Source organism: Pseudomonas sp. (assembly GCF_050739655.1).
Lineage (GTDB): Bacteria > Pseudomonadota > Gammaproteobacteria > Pseudomonadales > Pseudomonadaceae > Aquipseudomonas.
The window spans coordinates 1-20242 of record NZ_JBOIBY010000110.1; the positions used below are offsets into that span (position 1 = coordinate 1).

Below are 20242 nucleotides of genomic sequence, written 5' to 3' on the forward strand. Positions count from 1 at the left end.
ATGTACTACAACCGCACCAGGCTCCACAGCTACAACAACTACCTGTCGCCAATAGCCATGGAGCAAAAAGCGGCATAAACACCGTAATCGGTGTCCGGGATTACTTGACCAGTTCAGGCTTGCTCCTACAGATTTGGTGGTTGTTCGCTAAGTTTACGACCCGCCAAAATCTCTGTAGGAGCGAAGCTTGCTCGCGAAAAACCTGTAGGCGCCGCGACCATTCAGAATGCGCGCGTCATCGTTAACGTTTTTCGCGGGCAAGTCGAATCGTCGCACCGCCGCTCCTACTGCTGTATCAGGTTTTGAGGTGACGCAAACTGCGCTCCATCCGCGCAATGCCTTCTTCAAGTAACGAACGCGGGCAGCCGAAGTTCAGGCGCACGAATTGTTGGCCGTCATTACCGAAATCCAGGCCTGGGCTCAAACCGACTTTGGCCTGTTCAAGGAAAAACTGCTGCGGGTTGTCCAGGCCCAGCGCCGTGCAGTCGAGCCATGCCAGATAGGTGCTTTGCGGCACATTCATGGTGATGCCCGGCAAGCGGCTACGCACGGCATCAACCAGATAATCGCGGTTGCTTTGCAGGTAGTCCTTGAGCGCAGCCAGCCACGGCCCGGCTTCACTGTAGGCAACGCGAGTGGCCTCCATGCCCAGCGGGTTGACGCTGTCGACCATGCCGCAGCGGGCGTGGTTGACCTTTTCGCGCAGGTGACGGTCCTGAATGATCATGAACGAAGTCTTCAACCCGGCAATGTTGTAGGCCTTGCTCGCCGACATCAGGGTAATGGTGCGCTGTGCAATTTGCGGGCTCAGGGACGCCATCGGCACATGTTTGCGGCCATCGAAGCACAGTTCGGCGTGGATCTCGTCGGAGATGATCCAGGCGTCGTGCTCCAGGCAGATGTCGGCAATGGCTTGCAGTTCCGCCCGAGGGAACGCCTTGCCCAGTGGGTTGTGCGGATTGCTCAGCAACAGCGCGCCGCCGCCCTGCAACGACTCGCTCAGGGTCGCAAGCGGCGTTACGTAGGTGCCGTCAGGTTGCGGATCGAAGTTCAGTTCCACCTTGTTCAGGCCCCAATGGCCCGGTGCATGGCGCAGTGGCGGATAATTCGGAACCTGCACGACCACGTTCTGTTGGGGTTGCACCAACGCCTTGAGCGCCATGTTGAAGCCCGACTCGACACCCGGCAGGAAGATCAGTTCTTGCGGCTCGACGCGCCAGGCGTACTTGTTCCACAAATCGGCGACGATGGCTTCGCGCAAGTCATCCTGCGCCACGCTGTAGCCGAGCAATGGGTGCTCCAGGCGTTTTTGCAGGGCCTGGACGATCACCGGCGGTGCGGCGAAATCCATGTCGGCGACCCACATCGGCAGCACGTCGGCCGGGTAGCGGCTCCACTTGGTACTGCCGGTGTGATGGCGGTCGAACACCTGATCAAAATCGAAAGTCATGCGTGGTCTCGTGAAGGCGGGTTAATCATGCCGACCATGATAAGCCCCAATCCCTGTGGGAGCGAGCCTGCTCGCGATCATCGCCAGGGCTCCGCGTTTTACCGATCGTTCCCATGCTCTGCGTGGGAATGCCTCAACGGACGCTCCGCGTTCGGCTGTTGATTGGGACGCAGAGCGTCCCGGGATGCATTCCCACGCGGAGCGTGGGGAACGATCAAGGGGATGCCGGTCCCGACGGTCGGTTGTCATGGTGATTTCGACAGCCTTGTCTAAAGTTAATCTGTCGGTGGCCAGACTGCCGCAACCGTGATTGTCCAGAAAAATCCGGCTACGTACCGGATCTCCACCTGATCAGGAGTGTACGATGGACCTCAGCCGTCGTCAGTTCTTCAAGGTCGCTGGTATCGGCCTTGCAGGCTCGAGCCTGGGCGCGTTGGGCATGGCCCCGACGGTCGCTTTCGCCGAGCAGGTGCGCCACTTCAAGCTCGCCCACACCCATGAAACCCGCAACACCTGCCCGTATTGCTCGGTCGGCTGTGGGTTGATCATGTACAGCCAAGGCGATGCAGCGAAGAATGTCGCGCAAAACATCATCCACATCGAGGGCGACTCCGACCACCCGGTCAATCGCGGCACCCTTTGCCCCAAAGGCGCCGGGCTGCTGGACTTCATTCACAGTCCCGGGCGGCTGCAATATCCGCAGTTGCGCAAACCCGGCAGCACTGAGTGGACGCGAATCTCCTGGGATGAAGCGCTCGATCGCGTCGCCGACCTGATGAAGGCCGACCGCGACGCCAACTTCATCGAGAAGAACCAGCAGGGCCAAACGGTGAACCGCTGGCTGACCACCGGTTTCCTCGCGGCCTCGGCGGCGTCCAACGAAGCCGGCTACATCACCCACAAGGTCATTCGCAGTCTCGGCATTCTGGGGTTTGATAACCAGGCGCGTGTCTGACACGGCCCGACGGTGGCAAGTCTTGCCCCGACGTACGGCCGTGGTGCCATGACCAACCACTGGACCGATATCGCCAACGCGAATCTGGTTCTGGTGATGGGCGGCAACGCAGCAGAAGCGCATCCGTGCGGCTTCAAATGGGTGACCGAGGCCAAGGCGCACAACAAGGCGCGCCTGATCGTGGTCGATCCGCGTTTTACCCGGACCGCCTCGGTGGCTGACTTTTACGCGCCGATTCGCACCGGCACCGACATCGCCTTCATGGGCGGGTTGATCAATTACTTGCTGACCGAGGACAAGATCCAGCACGAGTACGTGCGCAACTACACCGACGTGTCGTTCATCGTCAAAGCCGGGTATGGCTTCGAGGACGGGATTTTCAGTGGATACGACGCCGCCAAGCGTCTGTACACCGACAAATCCGGCTGGGGCTATGAGCTGGGCGAAGACGGCTTCGTCAAGGTTGACCCGAGCCTGCAAGACCCGCACTGCGTCTATCAATTGATGAAGCAGCACTACAGCCGCTACAACATCGACCTGGCAAGCCAGATTTGCGGCATGCCGGTCGATGCCATGCAAAAAATCTGGGAGGAAATCGCCACTTGCTCGCAACCGGGCAAGACCATGACCATCCTTTATGCCTTGGGTTGGACCCAGCACTCGATCGGCGCGCAGATCATCCGCAGCGCGGCGATGGTGCAACTGTTGCTGGGCAACGTCGGCATGCCGGGCGGGGGCGTCAATGCCCTGCGCGGGCACTCCAATATCCAGGGCTTGACCGACCTGGGGCTGTTGTCCAACTCACTGCCTGGCTATCTCACGCTGCCCCAGGATGCCGAGCAGGACTACAACGCCTACATCGTCAAACGCACGCAGAAACCCTTGCGCCCAGGGCAACTGTCCTACTGGCAGAACTACAGCAAGTTCCACGTCAGCCTGATGAAATCCTGGTACGGCGCCAACGCCACGCTGGAAAACAACTGGGCCTACGACTATCTGCCGAAACTGGATATTCCCAACTACGACATCCTCAAGGTGTTCGACTTGATGGGCCAGGGCAAGGTCAACGGCTACATGTGCCAGGGCTTCAATCCCATCGCGGCGCTCCCGGACAAGAACCGGGTAACGGCAGCGCTGGCGAAACTGAAATGGCTGGTGGTGATGGACCCGCTGGCCACCGAAACCTCGGAGTTCTGGCAGAAGGTCGGGCCGTTCAACGACGTCAACAGTGAACAGATCCAGACCGAAGTGATTCGCCTGCCCACCACCTGTTTCGCCGAGGAAGATGGGTCGCTGGTCAACAGCAGCCGCTGGCTGCAATGGCACTGGAAAGGCGCCGACGGCCCGGGTGAAGCGCGTACCGACGTGCGGATCATGAGCGAGTTGTTCCTGCGCCTGCGTCAACGCTATCAGGCCAACGGCGGTGCTTATCCCGATCCACTGTTCAAGTTGACCTGGCCGTACAAGATCCCGGACGAACCTTCGCCGGAAGAACTGGCCAAGGAGATTAACGGCAGCGCCACCGCGGACTTTACGGATGCCACCGGAGCGACGATCAAGGCCAATGCGCAACTGGCCGCTTTCGGCCAGCTCAAGGACGACGGCAGTACGGCGTCCGGTTGCTGGATTTTCTGCGGCAGCTGGACCGAACTGGGCAACCAGATGGCACGGCGCGACAACAACGATCCGTATGGCATGCATCAGCATCAGGGCTGGGCCTGGGCCTGGCCGGCTAACCGGCGGATTCTCTACAACCGCGCTTCGGCGGACCTGCAAGGCAAGCCGTGGGATCCGAACAAACGCCTGGTGTGGTGGAACGGCAAGGCCTGGGCCGGCACCGATGTGCCGGACTACAAGGCTGACGTGGCGCCGGAAGCGGGGATGAGCCCGTTCATCATGAACCCCGAAGGCGTTGCTCGGTTCTTTGCCGTCGACAAGATGAACGAAGGCCCGTTCCCCGAACACTACGAGCCGTTCGAAACGCCAATCGGCATCAACCCGTTGCACCCGACCAATAAAAAAGCCACCAGCAACCCGGCGGCGCGGATCTTCGATTCAGTGTGGGATTCCCTCGGCGTGGCCAAAGATTATCCCTATGCGGCCACCAGCTACCGGCTGACTGAGCATTTCCACTTCTGGAGCAAGCATTGCAAGCTCAATGCGATCATCCAGCCCGAGCAGTTCGTCGAAATCGGCGAGGTGCTGGCCAAGGAAAAAGGCATCGTCGCAGGCGATCGGGTGCGGGTCAGCAGCAAGCGTGGCTTCATTGAAGCGGTGGCGGTGGTGACCAAGCGGATTCGTCCGCTGCAGGTCAACAATCAGGTGGTGCACCAGATCGGCATCCCGTTGCATTGGGGCTTCACTGGGCTTACGCGCCACGGTTACCTGACCAACACCCTGGTGCCGTTCCTCGGCGATGGCAACACACAGACCCCGGAATCGAAGTCGTTCCTGGTCAACGTGGAGAAAGTCTAAATGGCCAGCCAAGACATTATTGCCCGCTCGGCCACCACCACACCCGCTCCCTCGGTGCGGGGCGTGGAGGAAGTCGCCAAGCTGATCGACACCACCAAATGCATCGGCTGTAAGGCCTGCCAGGTTGCCTGCTCGGAGTGGAACGAGTTGCGTGATGAGGTCGGCCATAACCATGGCACCTACGACAACCCGCAGGATTTGACGGCCGACAGCTGGACGCTGATGCGCTTTACCGAGCACGAAACCGACGCCGGCAATCTGGAGTGGCTGATTCGCAAGGATGGCTGCATGCACTGCGCCGAGCCCGGTTGCCTCGCGGCATGCCCCAGCCCTGGGGCGATCATCAAACACGCCAATGGCATCGTCGATTTCGATCAGGATCACTGCATCGGATGCGGCTACTGCATCACCGGCTGCCCATTCAACATTCCGCGCATTTCGCAAAAGGATCACAAGGCCTACAAATGCACCTTGTGCTCAGACCGCGTGTCCGTTGGCCTGGAGCCTGCCTGTGTAAAAACCTGCCCGACCGGCGCCATCGTGTTCGGCACCAAGGAAGACATGAAGGAACACGCGGCCGAACGCATCGTCGACCTCAAGAGCCGGGGCTTTGATCACGCAGGTCTCTACGACCCCGAAGGCGTGGGTGGCACCCACGTGATGTACGTGCTGCACCATGCCGACACGCCAAGGCTGTATGCGGGGTTACCCGACAATCCACAAATCAGCCCGTTGGTGGGATTGTGGAAGGGCATCAGCAAACCGTTGGCACTGTTGGCCATGGGCGCTGCAGTGCTTGCCGGATTCTTTCACTACGTGCGCGTCGGGCCGCAGATCGTTGAGGAGGATGAGCATCCTGGCGCGCCGGACACATCGGTGCATGAAGTCGATCCGGCGGTGCACACCTACGACCCACGCGGGGAGGGCAGGCCATGAGAAACAAAACCATCCTGCGCTACACCAGCAACCAGCGCACCAATCACTGGCTGGTGGCGATTCTGTTTTTCATGGCCGGGCTGTCCGGGTTGGCGTTGTTCCACCCGGCACTGTTCTGGTTGAGCAACCTGTTCGGCGGCGGACCGTGGACGCGAATCCTGCATCCGTTCATGGGCGTGTTGATGTTCGTGTTTTTCCTCGGCCTGGTGTTCCGTTTCTGGCGCGCCAATTACTTCATCGCCAACGATCGGCTGTGGCTCAAGCGAATCGATCGCGTGATGAAGAACGAGGAAGAGGGCGTGCCACCCGTGGGCAAATACAACGCCGGGCAGAAGCTGCTGTTCTGGACTTTACTGCTGTGCATGCTGCTGTTGCTGTTCAGCGGACTGGTGATCTGGCGCGCTTATTTCAGCGCGTACTTCGGCATTACCAGCATTCGTCTGGCCATGCTGCTGCACGCGTTGGCTGGGTTCGTGCTGATTTTGAGCATCATCGTGCACATCTATGCCGGCATCTGGATCAAGGGTTCGATCAGCGCCATGCTGCATGGCTGGGTCAGCCGCGCTTGGGCGAAGAGACACCATGAACTCTGGTACCGCGAGGTGACCCGCGACGAGGCTCCCAAACGGCCAATCACCAAAAAGGGCTGACCTTTGCCAACCATCCTCGAACCCGGACAAATCGAAGCGGCGGCCAGCTCACCGCCGTTTCTGTACATGCCGCCGCACAACCTGTTCAACCTGCGCGCGCAACGCCTTGAACAACTGGCCGTGGATCATCCGTTGGCCGAATACCTGTTGTTGATCGCAGGTTTATGTCGAGTGCAGCAGCAAATCCTCGACGATCCGCCGCCGAGCGAACCTCTCGACACGCAACGTATCGAGCTTTGCCAACAGCACGGCTTGCCCCCGTTCGCGGCCGACAGTATGGCCCGCGAGGACGATTGGCAGCCGTATCTTGATGCTTTGCTGCAACGCTATACCGCGCCGCCTCAACCCGCTGTGGAGCAAGCCCTGGCAACCTTACGGGGTGCCAGCCTGGGCCTACGTCGCGTCTGGGCCGTGGCGCTGGTCAGCGGCCAGTACTCGCTGGTCCCGGCGGCATTGGTGCCGTTTCTCGGGGCTGCCTTGCAAACCGCCTGGAGCCACTGGCTCTTGAACACGCCGAATTTGCGGCTCAAACCCGGTGATAGCCTCAGTCAGTGTCCGTGCTGTGGTTCGCCGGCGATGGCGGGTGTGATTCGCCACCGAGGCAAACACAACGGTCTGCGTTATCTCGTGTGTTCCCTGTGTGCCTGTGAATGGCATGTGGTGCGGGTCAAATGCGTGTACTGCGAGCAGAGCAAGGGCCTGGAGTACCTGAGCCTTGAAGACGATCGTCACGCCGCCAATCAGGCGCCACTGCGCGCGGAGATGTGCCCCGGCTGCAACAGCTATCTGAAGCTGATTTATCTGGAAAATGACGCCGACGCCGAAGCGCTGTCGGCGGACCTGAGCAGCCTGATGCTCGATATGCGCCTGGCCCAGGACGGCTATCAGCGCCTGGCACCGAATCTGTTACTCGCTCCCGGAGACGAATGACCACAGCGTCTACACTCTGGCGCGACGGTCTTTTGATTCCAGGAGCGCCAGATGTCCGCCAGCGGTGCCAGCCCCAGCCTGCGTTTGCCTTCCATCGACAGCTTGTTGCGCCACCCGGCGTGTCTGCCTTTGGCCGAGCGTTATGGGCGCGATGGGGTGCTGACCACCATGCGGGAACTGCTCGACGAAATGCGCGAAACCGTGCAGTTGGGGCGGGTCCGGGCGATTGAAATCAGCCCTGAAGTGCTGGCAGGCCGTGTGGCTGAGCGTCTGCTCAACCAGCATCGCAGTCATGTGCGCCGCGTGTTTAACCTGACCGGCACCGTGCTGCATACCAATCTCGGACGGGCGCTACTGCCGGACGAAGCGATTGAAGCGGTGCAAATGGCCGCGCGCTACCCGCTCAATCTTGAATTTGATCTGCACAGCGGCAAGCGCGGTGATCGCGACGATCTGATCGAAGGCCTGATCCGCGAGCTGACTGGCGCCGAAGCGGTGACCGTGGTCAACAACAATGCCGCCGCGGTGCTGCTGACGCTTAATAGCCTGGGGGCGCGCAAGGAAGGCATCATCTCCCGAGGCGAACTGATCGAAATCGGCGGTGCCTTCCGTATCCCCGACATCATGGCGCGCGCCGGGGTGAAACTGCATGAAGTCGGCACCACCAACCGCACCCACGCCCGGGACTATGAAGCTGCCATCGGCCCGCGCAGCGGCTTGATCATGCGGGTGCATGCGAGCAACTACAGCATTCAGGGCTTCACCACCAGCGTCCCGACCGTTGAGCTTGCGCAACTGGCGCATCAGTATGGCTTGCCGTTGCTTGAAGATTTGGGCAGCGGCAGCCTGCTGGACCTGACACGCTGGGGTTTGCCCGCGGAACCGACGGTGCGCCAGGCCCTGCTCGATGGCGCGGACATCGTGACTTTCAGCGGCGACAAATTGCTGGGTGGTCCGCAGGCTGGACTGATCGTCGGGCGCAAAGACCTGATCGCCCGGATCAAGAAGAATCCACTTAAACGTGCATTGCGCGTCGACAAACTGACCCTCGCCGCCCTCGAAGCGGTGCTGGGGCTTTATCGCGATCCGGACCGGCTCGCCGAACGCCTGCCAAGCCTGCGTCTGCTGACCCGGCCACAGGCCGATATCCTGGCTCAAGCCGAACGCCTGCAACCGTCACTGGCCCAAAAATTGGGCGAAGACTGGAGCGTGAGCGTACTACCGGCGCAGGGCATGATCGGCAGCGGCAGTCAGCCGGTGGCGCGCCTGCCAAGTGCCGCAATTTGCCTGCGCCCCAATACCAGCAAGCGGCTGCGCGGGCGATCGTTGTTAGCGCTGGAGGCCGCGTTTCGTGCCTTGCCAATCCCGGTGCTCGGGCGCATCGATGATGACGCGCTATGGCTGGACTTGCGGCAAATGGACGACGAGCCGGCGTGGCTGGAGCAGCTTGATGAGTTGCAGGTGGAGGGTCGGGCAGGGTGATTGTCGGCACGGCTGGGCACATCGACCATGGCAAGACGGCACTGCTTCAGGCGCTGACCGGCCAGGTGGGTGATCGGCGCCGGGAAGAACGTGAACGCGGCATGACCATCGACCTGGGCTATCTCTATGCCGCGCTGGAACCGGGCGCCGACCTGACCGGTTTTATCGACGTGCCAGGGCACGAGCGCTTCACGCACAACATGCTCGCCGGGGCACAGGGCATTGATCTGGTGCTGTTGGTGGTGGCCGCCGACGACGGCGTGATGCCGCAGACCCGGGAACATCTGGCGATCGTCCAGCTGCTGGGCATTGCCCGTGCGGTCGTGGCGATCACCAAGTGCGATCGGGTCGAGCCGCTGCGGGTAGAGATTGTCCGCGAACAGGTTACCGATCTGTTGGCGCCCGGGCCTTATGCCGATGCACCATCGATTGCGCTATCGAGCGTTACCCGGCAGGGCGTCGATAGGCTGCGTCAGGTGCTGCTCGACGCCCAGGGTGAGGTGCATCAACGTAGCCTCGACGGCGGATTTCGGCTATGGATCGATCGGGCGTTCAGTGTCGCTGGCGCGGGTATCGTGGTGACTGGCACGGCCCTGTCCGGCCAGGTCGCCGTGGGCGATACGCTGATGCTTGGCCCGCTTGGCAAAACCGTGCGGGTGCGCGGCCTGCATGCACAGAACCAGGTCGCCGACGTCGCGGTGGCCGGCCAGCGTGTTGCGCTGAATCTGAGCGGCGAACGCCTGGCGCTGGAGCAGATTCATCGCGGCCAATGGCTGTCGGCGCAATGGCTGTACGCGCCGACACAACGCCTGGACATCGACATGCAACTACTGCCCGAGGAGGCGCGCGTCTTCGAGCATTTTCAAGCAGTGCATGTGCACATCGGCACCCAGGACGTCACAGGGCGCGTGGCCTTGCTGGAGGGCGCAAGCCTGTCGCCGGGTGAGCAAATGTTCGCGCAAATCCTGGTCAATAAACCGGTTCAGGCGGTGAAGGGCGATCCGCTGATCCTGCGCGACCAGAGCGCGCAACGCACCCTTGGCGGTGGCAAGGTGCTTGATCCGTTTGCGCCCAGCCGGCATCGCCGCAGCCCTGAACGCTTGGCGCAGTTGCAGGCTTTGGCGGCCAGCAATCGTCTGGAAGATCTGCTGCCGGTGCTACTGGCCAATAGCGACATCGGGCTCAATCCCCATCAACTGGAGCGCCAGTTCAACCACCCGCGCAGCAACTGGGTACTGCCCGAGGATGTGCGCCTGATTGAAACCCGGCAGGCACCGGTATTGTTCAATGCGTGCCGTTGGAAGACCTTGCAGGATGATTTACTCAAACATCTGGCACGCTTTCATGAGATGGAACCGGATCAAATGGGGCCGGACCGGGATCGGCTGCGCCGCTTCTGCGCCAGCGCCCTGGACCGCTCGACATTCATCAGCCTGCTAGACGAGTTGCTCGCCACGGGTGCAGTCGCCGCCAGCGGGCCGTGGCTGCATTTACCCAACCATCAAGTGCGCCTGAGTGAAGCGGACGAAGCCCTGTGGCAGCAGTTGCAGCCTTTGTTCGAAGGGGCGGGTTTCGATCCGCCATGGGTACGCGAGTTGGGGCATGACGAAGCCACCGTGCGCTCGCTGTTGCGCAAAATGGCCCGGTTGGGGTTGCTGCATCAAGTGGTCCGCGACCTGTTTTACACCGACTCAGCGATCCAGCGACTGGCGACTATGCTGTTGCAATTGGCCGATGACAATCCGGTGATTCAGGTGTCGGCGTTTCGCGATGCGGTGGGGTTGGGGCGCAAGCGCAGCATCCAGATTCTGGAATATTTCGACCGGCTTGGCCTCACACGGCGCTTTGGCGATCGACGACAGATACGCACGGATAACGCATTGGCCCATCGAACAGGGCTTTAGTTTGAAATGCTGATTTCAAGGAAGGTAATCGCGCCCGGTGGCGCGGCCGGGCTTCAAACCCGGTTGGGGACGGCATCCGTTCCCGGGCAGGTTCGACTCCGGCTACCTTCCGCCAGTTCAAACAATTTTTGCATGCGCAAGCGAAAGCCGACGTAACGTCTATGCTGGGCTTAGCCACTCAATCCCTTCACAGTGAACTGCCAGGAGATATCCATGGTGCCCATCCCGCTGTCAGAGAAGGCCTTATCCCGCGGATTACTCGATGTGCTTATCCGCGCCGGACTGATTGTTGTACTGGTGCTGTTCTGTTTTCAGATATTCAGCCCGTTTCGCGACTTGATGCTCTGGTCGGTGATCCTGGCGATCACCCTGTACCCGCTGCAACAGAAACTCAGAGGCCCGCTGGGTCAAAAGGACGGGCGCATCGCGACGCTGATCGTGGTGGTGGCGATCGTGATTCTCATGGTCCCGATCTATCTGTTGGGTACCTCGATAGCTGACTCAGTCCAAGGCGCCATCAGTGTGGTCAAGGAGGAGGGCGTGCATATTCCTCCGCCGGCGGCGTCGGTGGCGGAGTGGCCGCTGGTGGGCAAACAGGTCTCGGTCCTGTGGCAGCAAGCGGCGGATGATCTACCGGGGCTGACTGCCAAATACATTCCGCAAATCAAAGGCGTCAGCCTGGGCCTGCTGGGTAAACTCGCCGGCGTCGGCATGGGATTTTTGACCTTTATTTTTTCGCTGATCATCGCCGGGATTTTCATGGCCTATGGCGAAGGGGGCAGCCGCGCCTCAGTGCAGATTGCCTCGCGTGTCAGCGGCCCGGAAAAAGGTGCGAACGTTGCCGCCTTGTGCACCGCAACCATCCGCGCCGTAGCGCTCGGGGTGGTGGGTATCGCCTTTATTCAGATGCTACTGGTGGGGATCGGCTTTGTCTTGAAGGGGGTTCCCGGCGCCGGCCTGCTGGCGCTCGCGGTATTGTTGCTGGGCATCATGCAGTTACCGGCGACGCTAGTGACGATACCGGTGATTGCCTATGTGTTCGCCACTGAAGGTCCCAGCACGGCAACCATCGTATTCGCCATCTACGTCTTCGTGGCAGGCCTTGTAGATAACGTGCTCAAGCCACTGTTGCTGGGACGCGGTGTGGACGTGCCGATGCCGGTAGTGCTGATTGGCGCCCTCGGCGGCATGGTCACCAGTGGCATCATTGGCTTGTTCATCGGCCCGGTAGTACTTGCGGTCGGCTATCAGTTGTTCTGGCAATGGGTACAGGACCGGCCGCCAGAGGCCTGACAAGAAGGGTTCACGGCTGAGCCAATCAACTGGTCGGTTCAGCCGTACAACTCATTCCCCCTGAGCCTGGCTTCTGGAAAAACACGCCATTGACGTCCTGCCGGAAGCTGTAGGTTCCCTGGTAATCCTTGCCAATGTATTGGTTACCCGAATCACTCGGCACCTGATTCAGGGTGACGGCGCTGTTCGCCCATTTCAGGTACACGACACCCGGCTGCGTGGTAAAGAAAGTGGCAGCAATAAGCGCGTTCAGCCCTGCACAGCGAAAGGCCTGGGGTCCTTCTGTCAGCCTGCTGGGATCCTTGGTCCTGACAATGGCCGACCCCATGCGTAGCTGGTAGGCCCGCTCGGCATAACGGCGGATTGTGCACGCCCTGATGTCAGACTCGGAGGCACACTGATTGCGGGCGTCGACCCAGAACTGTTGATCGATCAAGACCTTGTCCGGAAGCGGGACTGAGTGCTCGTCCGTGAGCGCCAGGCGATAAAGGCGCGTCAGTTCGATATCCATCTGCGCCAGTTGTGAGTCGCGACAGATCAGCTTTTCGACGGTGAGCGTGGTAGCGGCACAGTCGAAACTGGTCGTGAAGGTCGCCGCATGGGCACCCGTGTTCGGGGCGAGGCTCACGCCAGCCGCGAGAACAAAAGGGAGAAAGGTCATGACCGTCTTCATGTTGGCTTCGCCCAGATCACCAGGATTGCCGTAAAGCCCCATCGATTCGTGAAGAGTCGTTCGTACGCATGGGGTGTACGCAGTGTAAGCCAGCGTTCGAAACTTGCCACATTGGCTGACGGCTGGGGCTGCAAGACCATTGAAGCAAGACGCGATGAATCACAGCTCAGACAACCCTGTCATCCAGCGCTTTCCACGCCTTTGCGTCGGATGCTGCGACCTCTGTATACCGGATCGAGAAGGAATTCTTCAGGCCGTGCGTGGAAGCCCGACATGATATCGGTGTAGCGATGAAGGCATTGCTGGATTTTCGTTTGCAGATAGCCCATTCGATGACTCAGGAAGAGCCGAAGGCGCTGGAGAAAAAAGGCTTTTTTCAGTGGCTGCGAAGACGTGTTTGAAACCCCTGTAGGAGCTGACGAGTGCAACGAGGCTGCGATCTTTTGATTCGTTAGCAGCAAGATCAGAAGATCGCAGCCTGCGGCAGCTCCTACAAACAGATATTCAGAAACCGCATTCATCGTGCGGATTCAGCAGTAGCACACCAACGATTGCGCCCACCTTGCTTCGCGGCATAAAGACAAGCATCAGCCGACTTTAACAACGAAGCCGGCGTGACCTCTTCGAAGCTCGGCTGGCTTGTAGTGATGCCCGCACTTGCAGTGACCTTTCCCAGCGGATGCTCGCAATGCTCAATATTCAAGGTTCGAATCGCCTCCAGAATGTCCTCAGCGACCCGTGCAGCACCGGCGCTGTCGGTGTTGGGGAGCAGCACGGTAAATTCTTCTCCACCGTACCGGGCGGCCAGGTCACTCGGTCTTTTCACCGCGTTCTGGATCGCGCCGCCCACCGCACTCAGGCAGTCATCGCCACCGGCATGTCCGTAACTGTCGTTGTAGCGTTTGAAGTAATCAACATCGAGCATGATCAGCGAGAGCGATGAGCCCTGGCGTTTGGCCAGGCGAATCTCATCGAGCAGCGCACCGTCCAGACGCCGGCGATTGGCCAGCCCGGTAAGGCTGTCAGTCAGCGCCATGTCGCGCATGGCTTGGTGCGCGACCCGTAACTCCCTTGCAATCACCATCCTTTGACGAAGCTGACTCAATACGATCATGCCGAAAGCGGCGAACACGCAGATCAGGAAGAGCAGCACGAGCCCGGTCTTAAACAAATCCAGGCGCCAGGGGGCAATGATGGATTCACGAGAAAGCCCGGCCTCTACCACCAGTGGATACGTCGTCAATGCCCTGTAGGCATACAGGCGTTCGGTGTCATCGACTATGGCTTTAACTTCTGCGATGCCTTCATCGGAGGTCGGCAGGTATCGCTTGTAAATCTCGCTGTCCGCCAGGCTTTTACCCACGACGGATGCGATGAAGGGGCGCCGCACCAGGATCGTTCCGCTACGCATCGCTAGTACCAATGCGCCCTTGTCATCGATCTTGAAATCACCGTAGTAGTCCACGAAATAACTGACCTTGATCGTCCCCAGCAAAACCCCTGCGAAGGAGCCATCGGGGTTGTTCAAACGACGTGAAATAGGAATGATCAGATCGTTGGTGGATCTGCTTTTTACCACTTCACCGATATGCACGTTTCGATCAGTGTGAGTGCGGTGATACTGGAAGTAATCACGGTCAGCGTTATTCACCGGGTCTGGCGTGGCGTCTTTGTCCGTCACGATCCATTGCCCATCCGGGCCATAAATAAACAGGCCATGCAGCTGCGGCATGATTTTGGTTTGCTGAACCAACAATTTGTGGATGCGGGAAACGTTGATGCTTTGCAAACCGTCACCTTCAACCCGTTCAGCCAGCGCGGCGGTCAGTACGTCCACTTGCCGAATGGCGTCTTCAGCATGCTGTGCCGTTGACCGTGCAAGGTTGGTGACGGAGTCGCGGGCGGAGGCAAAGGCTGCACGATAGTCACGCCACGTTCTCCAGCCTTCGACCGCCAGGAACGCCACGATCACCGCCAGCATGAAGCTGACAATGAGGCGGAAGGTGGCTCCAGCTCTCACAGATTTCACCGAGGATTTTTCAGTGAGATTTTCCACCTCGGGCTCTGGCTGCTTGTTTTCGAGCATCCAATGGTCCTTCTGCGGCTGATCTGCTGGCATCCGTGCTGAGACAATCCTTATCTGAATTTGAACATTTAAAGACGAACGACCTGATTCTAGACCACAGGTCCAATCAGCCCGTTCAGGGCACGGTATGGGTAGGACCCGGGTGTCCGGGGATAGTGCGTCTGCGTTTGCGCGAGCACGGTTGGATCCGCTCTTTGATAGACTCCCGACAATTTTGACGTGAGGGGTTTATGCAGATCAGAGGCGAACGTGCCGCCACAGCGTGTGGGTTAGTGGCGATTATTTTGTGGAGCACCGCGGCCGGACTGATCAGGAGCGTCAGCGAAATTTTCGGGCCGCTGGGTGGCGCCGCCTTGATCTACACATTAGGCGCGCTCATGCTGATCGGCCTGCTGGGGAAACCGCGCCTGCGCTCGACGTCCAGGTTCTATCTGATCGTGGGGAGCGGGCTTTTCGTTGCTTATGAAGTGTGCCTTTCGCTGGCCCTGGGTTTTGCCAGTAACCGCAACCAGGCCATCGAGCTGGGCGTAGTGAATTATCTGTGGCCCTGCCTGACCGTGCTGCTTGCCATCGTCATGAATGGTCAAAAGGCACGCTGGATCATTGTCCCAGGCACGGCGCTGGCGCTCTTTGGCATCGTGTGGGTGGTCAGTGGTGACGGGTTGTCTCTGCCAGGCATCGTCGCCAATGTGGCGTCCAACCCTCTGAGCTACAGCCTTGCATTAGCCTGCGCGATTACCTTTGCACTGTATTGCAATGTCACTCGGCGCTATGCCGGCGGACAAAGCCTGGTGGGGCTGTTTTTCGTCCTGACCGCATGCGTCCTCTGGTTGAAATACGCCTTGAGCAGTGAGGTGCTTCCCGCGTTCACCCTGAGTGGCAGCTTGCAACTGGTTGCTGCCGGCATCGCCATGGCAGGAGGCTATGCCCTGTGGAATATCGGCATTTTGCGCGGCAATCTCACCTTGCTGGCGACCGCGTCCTACTCCGCACCTGTTTTGTCCTCAGCCTTTGCAGCGGTGTGGTTGGGGGCTCATCTGAATGTGCAATTCTGGCAGGGAGCTGTGCTGGTGACCGCAGGGTCGCTCGTGTGCTGGCAGGCCACTCGACAGCGCACGGCTTCAGCTTGAATGTCGGCCATCCCCGAGGCAGTGGGATTTATTGCACCGCCTTGGGGATGGTTATTTCAACGAATGTCGAGCAGCCGGTTCTCAACGCCTGCTAAAGGCCAGCCGAGCCGCGAACAGCACAAAAATCATGCCTGTTGCCCGATCCATCCACTTGATCACTTTCTCCCGACGCAGAATGCTGGCCAGCGGTTGAGTGGCGCCAATCAAGGTCGAAGACCAGATCAAACCCAGTACGACGTGAATGCTGACCAGACCAAATGTCCAGGCAATCAAGTTGTGCCCTTGGGGGATGAACTGCGGGAGGAAAGAAACGTAGAAAATGCCGATCTTGGGATTCAGGACGTTACCCATCATGCCCTTGAGGAACCAGTTGGCATTAGGTTTAGCGTCCGATTCGATGGGCGATAAAGAGCGGCGCGGACGCAACAGCATATTCAGCCCCAGCCAAGCCAGGTAAGCCGCGCCGCAGTATTTGAGGATATTGAAGGCTATCTCCGAGACTGCGATCAAAGCACCCAGGCCAAAGGCGACGGCGGCGCCCCATAACAAACAACCGGCGTTGATCCCCAACGCGGCGCGAAACGCCTGTTGCCTGCCTTCCACCGTTGCGGTCCGCAAGATAAGAGCGGTATCGAGGCCGGGTGTCAGGGTCAGCAGCGTGGCTGCGAAGGTAAAGGCAAGGAGATTGTCGGCGATGGACATGGTTTTAGTGGCTGCAAAGTGAACGTTCGCGCACGTTAGCACAGGGGTGGGTGGTTATGGTTGATAGGGGCTCGCGGTGGGTGAGTCGCCATCCAGGTCAAAATAACTTTGATATAGCTGGTATCGCCGAACAGTTATTTACATTTAGATTCAACTTCAATGCTAAAGCGCTACTTTGTGATGCCGTTAAAGTTTCTTGAGAGCTGCGCGGTACAAGCAGCGTTTGTACTGGGGCGAGTTTGGATCAAGGAGAATGACGTGGTTACAATTAATACAATATCCCCGAATAGTAACTTGAGCACCACGAACACCGTAGAGAAAACCCGATCAGCAACTAATGTGGATACTGGAACGGCGGTTGCTACTGCCGGTCAATCTACTGCCGTTAGTACTTTATCGACCCTTGCTCGGCAATTGAGTGAAGCCTCGACGCGTGCGACGTTGAGGGATTCCTCATTAAGCTTCAAAGAGCTCGGGCAGCATGCGGCACGTATTGCGGATGAAGTGGCAGGAACCCATTACTACCTCAACCAGGACAAGAATGATGCCGAGGTGCCAGATACGGATGATACCTACCTGCTGGCGCGCGCCCTTAAAGCCACCGCTTTCGTTAATGATATTGGCACGAACCCATTTCATGGTATGTCACGGGATCAGCTTTCACTGATTATTTATGATGAGGGTGGGGAGTTCACCGTAAACGAGCGTCGCGCGGCTTGGTCGGAATCGTACAGACAAGAAGAGGTCTGGCGGCGTCAGGTCATCCAAAGATCGACAGATGAGTACAATGCAACTGGCAAGCGGACTAACTTTTTTGAACAGATACTTGAGCATTACAAGAGCTTGCCCCCCATCGAGCAGACTCAATATCCGGAAGGTTATGCATCCGATCTGCAGCAGGATATAAACTTTGATTTCAAATATTTAACTGATAAAGCCGAAGGACAACGCAAATTTTTATCCCTCGTCGAGTTTCTATCTCAGAACGCTCTAAAGGCTAATGGTTGATATGAATTGATACATATTATGCAGTTGATAATCACTACTATTCCTTTCGGGAAGTCACTATGCTTCAGGGGTGGTAGGGGTTCTGTAGGGCTAACCTATAACGATCTTCGCACCCGGCAATAACGACAGTGAGTCGCTATGCATAATTACATACACAAGGAAGCGTATTTTATGAACACTTACAAATTTTTGGTTGCAACGGTCGCCGCAGCAGTATTGCTGGGGTCAGGAGCCGCCTATGCCGGCCCAAGTGTAACCGTGACCTTCAAGCACGTGGGAGTTTCGGGGTCAGCTCAGGCGGCTTATTCGAAAGTATCTGCTAACGAGAACAGTACGTACGTAAATGCCAGGCCGAAACCGCTTACGTTGATCAATGCTGGAGAAACGAATACCTACACCGTGCAGAGCCAAATCTCACCTGACTCCAACTATGCAAGCGTTCGTTACAAAATCGGCAGTAGGACCTGCGTCTTCACCACCACATTCGTGAACGCAATTGGTCCTGGTGGTGTGAAAACCCCAAGGTGGAACAAGTCTCAAACCGCCAGCGGTGGTGCTACCTGTACAGCAACCACCACGTCAGTGAATTACGTAACTAAAGAGTGGGCGGTAGAGTTCACAATGAAATAAGAAAAAATCAGCGCAGCCCCATGAGGGCTGCGCTGTTTTTGTAGTTACCAATTGCTCCGCGTTACAACAGCGATATCGGATAACTCACAAACAACCGATTCTCGTCAAACTCATTGGTGTTGAAGCTTTTGCGGATGCTGGAGTTGCGCCATTTGACGCTAAGGTTTTTCAGGGCACCGGACTGGATCACGTAGGCCAACTCAGATTCACGCCCCCATTCCTTGCCATCGGTGATAGCGCCCGAGTGCACGTTATCGCCACTCAAGTAACGGTTCATCATGGTCAGGCCCGGGATGCCAACGGCGACGAAGTTGAAATCGTGGCGTACCTGCCAGGAATGTTCCTGCGGGTTATCGTAACTGGAGTTGAAACTGTCGTTCGCCAGTGTGCCACCACTGGCACCGTTGACCCGCATCCATGCGGTATCACCGGTGAGCTTCTGCAGGCCAACATAGAAGGTGTTGCCTCCCACTTTTGCAGACAACAGGCCGAATGCGGTCTTGTTGTCCATGTCTCCGGCCAGGCTGGCTCCGTCTTCCTTACCCGTGAAAAAGCCCAGGTTGGCGCCCAGTGTCCAGTCACCCACAGGTTGGCTATGGCTCAGGCTGAAGTACTGTTGCTGATAGATATCCTTGAGTTGGTCGTACCACAGCCCAACCGTGGTGCGCTTGTCGTTGAAGGTGTATTCACCGCCACCGAAGTTGAAACGATCGGAAGTGAACGCCGCTTTGCCGTTCATGGACATGTCTTCCATGCTGGCATCGTTGCGTGGGCTGTTCTGCCTGATTTGGCCGCCATAGAGCGTCAGTCCACCGATCTCCTGGGAGGTGACCTGAGCGCCACGAAAAGTCTGCGGCAACGAACGACCATCATCCGAACGCAGGATGGGCAGGGTACTCACCCATTCACCGACCTTGACCACCGTTTTTGAAACCTTGGCCTTGGCAGCCACACCCAGCCGCCCGAAATTGTCAGCCGGACGCCCGTCATCATGGATCGGCAAAAGCTGCGTACCGCCGGTGCCTTTGCCCCCGTCGAGCTTCTGCGAATAAAGCCCCAATACATCGACACCAAACCCTACCGGCCCTGGCGTATAGCCAGAGCGCGCATCGAGGATGAAGTTCTGCGTCCATTCTTCTGCTTTGTTCTGCGGTGCAGCACTGTTTGGGTAGGCGGGGTTGACGAAGTTGCGGTTGATATAGGCGTTACGCAGATTGAGGGTGGCGGTGGCACCCTCGATAAATCCACTGTTTTCGTCAGCATGGGCAATGGCTGCGGTGCTCGCGCCGATGGCCAGGGTCAGGCCGATGAGTGAGTGGTGTGCAAGCTCATTACGGCGAAAAGGGGTGTGACGCATGGTTGTTCTCTCGCAGTGAATTCTTGTTTTTTTCGGGAGTTTTTCAGCCTGCACCTGAATTTCAGGCGCAGGTGGCCCTGGCAGTCTTCTGCCGAGGGACCGCGGTTTAGCGAAGAAGCGGATCAGGCGTTGAGCGACTGCCGACGAAGCAGGTCGTCAATGGCCCTGATGGCGAGGGGATAGCCGTCGGCGCCCATGCCGCAAATCACCGAATTGACCACGCCAGACATGATTGAGTGGCGATGCAGTTCGTCCCGCGCGTGGATGTTCGACAGGTGCAATTCGATCAGCGGTGCGTCGATCAGTTTCAGCGCATCCAGCACCGGGATCGAGTGAAAGGACAAGCCCGCCGGGTTGATGATCAAGGCCGCGCCTTGCTCGAAAGCCTCCTGAATCCAGTCGACCATTACGCCTTCGTGGTTGGTCTGGCGAAAGTCGCAAACCAGATCCAATTGCTCGGCCAGTTGTTCACTGCGTTGGCGTATCTGATCGAGGGTGGTGTGCCCGTAAATGTGTGGCTCGCGGCGACCCAGCAGGTTGAGGTTGGGGCCGTTGAGGATGAAGACAGTGCGGTTCATGGT

General features: G+C 58.6%; 17 protein-coding genes and 1 tRNA gene. 11 read left to right on the forward strand and 7 right to left on the reverse strand.

All coding sequences use genetic code 11. The features are described from left to right. Positions 1 to 295 precede the first annotated feature (295 nt). Positions 296 to 1450 (reverse strand): MalY/PatB family protein, encoded by a 1155-nt coding sequence (locus ACRESJ_RS05760; RefSeq protein ID WP_431757044.1) that lies wholly within the window; start codon positions 1448 to 1450, stop codon positions 296 to 298. A 364-nt stretch (positions 1451 to 1814) separates the two neighbouring features. On the opposite strand from ACRESJ_RS05760, the gene fdnG reads away from it, so the two are divergent. The 8 genes from fdnG to ACRESJ_RS05800 all read left to right on the forward strand — a co-directional run bounded on the left by fdnG (position 1815) and on the right by ACRESJ_RS05800 (position 12075). Next, positions 1815 to 4880, forward strand: a complete 3066-nt coding sequence (gene fdnG, locus ACRESJ_RS05765) for a formate dehydrogenase-N subunit alpha (RefSeq protein WP_431757045.1) — start codon at positions 1815 to 1817, stop codon at positions 4878 to 4880. Further along, a complete protein-coding gene (gene fdxH / locus ACRESJ_RS05770; RefSeq protein ID WP_431757046.1) occupies positions 4881 to 5816 on the forward strand; it encodes a formate dehydrogenase subunit beta in 936 nt (311 codons plus the stop codon). Then, the gene (locus ACRESJ_RS05775) at positions 5813 to 6466 is read left to right on the forward strand and encodes a formate dehydrogenase subunit gamma (RefSeq protein WP_431757047.1); all 654 of its coding nucleotides are present in this window, start codon (positions 5813 to 5815) and stop codon (positions 6464 to 6466) included. The genes fdxH and ACRESJ_RS05775 overlap by 4 nt, the downstream gene beginning before the upstream one ends. Positions 6467 to 6469: 3 nt before the next feature. Continuing rightward, positions 6470 to 7396 carry a formate dehydrogenase accessory protein FdhE gene (gene fdhE / locus ACRESJ_RS05780; protein ID WP_431757048.1) on the forward strand — a complete coding sequence of 309 codons (927 nt, stop codon included), beginning with the start codon at positions 6470 to 6472 and terminating at the stop codon, positions 7394 to 7396. 51 nt (positions 7397 to 7447) lie between these two features. Beyond that, positions 7448 to 8878, forward strand: coding sequence for an L-seryl-tRNA(Sec) selenium transferase (selA, locus tag ACRESJ_RS05785; protein ID WP_431757049.1), 1431 nt, complete (start codon positions 7448 to 7450; stop codon positions 8876 to 8878). Further along, on the forward strand, positions 8875 to 10782 hold the full coding sequence (selB, locus tag ACRESJ_RS05790) for a selenocysteine-specific translation elongation factor (RefSeq protein ID WP_431757050.1): 1908 nt from the start codon (positions 8875 to 8877) through the stop codon (positions 10780 to 10782). The genes selA and selB overlap by 4 nt, the downstream gene beginning before the upstream one ends. 19 nt (positions 10783 to 10801) lie before the next feature. Then, a tRNA-Sec gene (locus ACRESJ_RS05795) sits at positions 10802 to 10897 on the forward strand. 98 nt (positions 10898 to 10995) lie between these two features. Beyond that, on the forward strand, positions 10996 to 12075 hold the full coding sequence (locus tag ACRESJ_RS05800) for an AI-2E family transporter (protein ID WP_431757051.1): 1080 nt from the start codon (positions 10996 to 10998) through the stop codon (positions 12073 to 12075). Positions 12076 to 12100: 25 nt separating this feature from the next. Here ACRESJ_RS05800 and ACRESJ_RS05805 read toward each other — a convergent pair whose 3' ends face one another. From ACRESJ_RS05805 to ACRESJ_RS05815, 3 genes are all read right to left on the reverse strand, one after another. Continuing rightward, positions 12101 to 12748, reverse strand: coding sequence for an MliC family protein (locus tag ACRESJ_RS05805; RefSeq protein WP_431757074.1), 648 nt, complete (start codon positions 12746 to 12748; stop codon positions 12101 to 12103). 179 nt (positions 12749 to 12927) lie between these two features. Next, complete coding sequence (locus tag ACRESJ_RS05810) at positions 12928 to 13269, reverse strand: hypothetical protein (RefSeq protein ID WP_431757052.1); 342 nt, start codon at positions 13267 to 13269, stop codon at positions 12928 to 12930. Then, positions 13266 to 14834, reverse strand: a complete 1569-nt coding sequence (locus tag ACRESJ_RS05815; protein WP_431757053.1) for a sensor domain-containing diguanylate cyclase — start codon at positions 14832 to 14834, stop codon at positions 13266 to 13268. The genes ACRESJ_RS05810 and ACRESJ_RS05815 overlap by 4 nt, the downstream gene beginning before the upstream one ends. 230 nt (positions 14835 to 15064) lie before the next feature. Between ACRESJ_RS05815 and yddG the strand changes: the two genes are divergently transcribed. After that, positions 15065 to 15964, forward strand: a complete 900-nt coding sequence (gene yddG / locus ACRESJ_RS05820) for an aromatic amino acid DMT transporter YddG (RefSeq protein ID WP_431757054.1) — start codon at positions 15065 to 15067, stop codon at positions 15962 to 15964. Positions 15965 to 16045: 81 nt separating this feature from the next. On the opposite strand, the gene ACRESJ_RS05825 is transcribed toward yddG, so the two are convergent. After that, positions 16046 to 16666 (reverse strand): LysE family translocator, encoded by a 621-nt coding sequence (locus ACRESJ_RS05825; protein ID WP_431757055.1) that lies wholly within the window; start codon positions 16664 to 16666, stop codon positions 16046 to 16048. 159 nt (positions 16667 to 16825) lie between these two features. On the opposite strand from ACRESJ_RS05825, the gene ACRESJ_RS05830 reads away from it, so the two are divergent. Both ACRESJ_RS05830 and ACRESJ_RS05835 read left to right on the forward strand, forming a co-directional pair. Further along, complete coding sequence (locus ACRESJ_RS05830) at positions 16826 to 17674, forward strand: hypothetical protein (RefSeq protein WP_431757056.1); 849 nt, start codon at positions 16826 to 16828, stop codon at positions 17672 to 17674. A 171-nt stretch (positions 17675 to 17845) separates the two neighbouring features. After that, positions 17846 to 18304, forward strand: coding sequence for a hypothetical protein (locus ACRESJ_RS05835; protein WP_431757057.1), 459 nt, complete (start codon positions 17846 to 17848; stop codon positions 18302 to 18304). Between the two features lie 61 nt (positions 18305 to 18365). On the opposite strand, the gene ACRESJ_RS05840 is transcribed toward ACRESJ_RS05835, so the two are convergent. Beyond that, positions 18366 to 19661 (reverse strand): OprD family porin, encoded by a 1296-nt coding sequence (locus tag ACRESJ_RS05840; protein WP_431757058.1) that lies wholly within the window; start codon positions 19659 to 19661, stop codon positions 18366 to 18368. A gap of 122 nt (positions 19662 to 19783) precedes the next feature. Then, complete coding sequence (locus tag ACRESJ_RS05845; RefSeq protein WP_431757059.1) at positions 19784 to 20239, reverse strand: type II 3-dehydroquinate dehydratase; 456 nt, start codon at positions 20237 to 20239, stop codon at positions 19784 to 19786. Between the last annotated feature and the right edge of the window lie 3 nt (positions 20240 to 20242).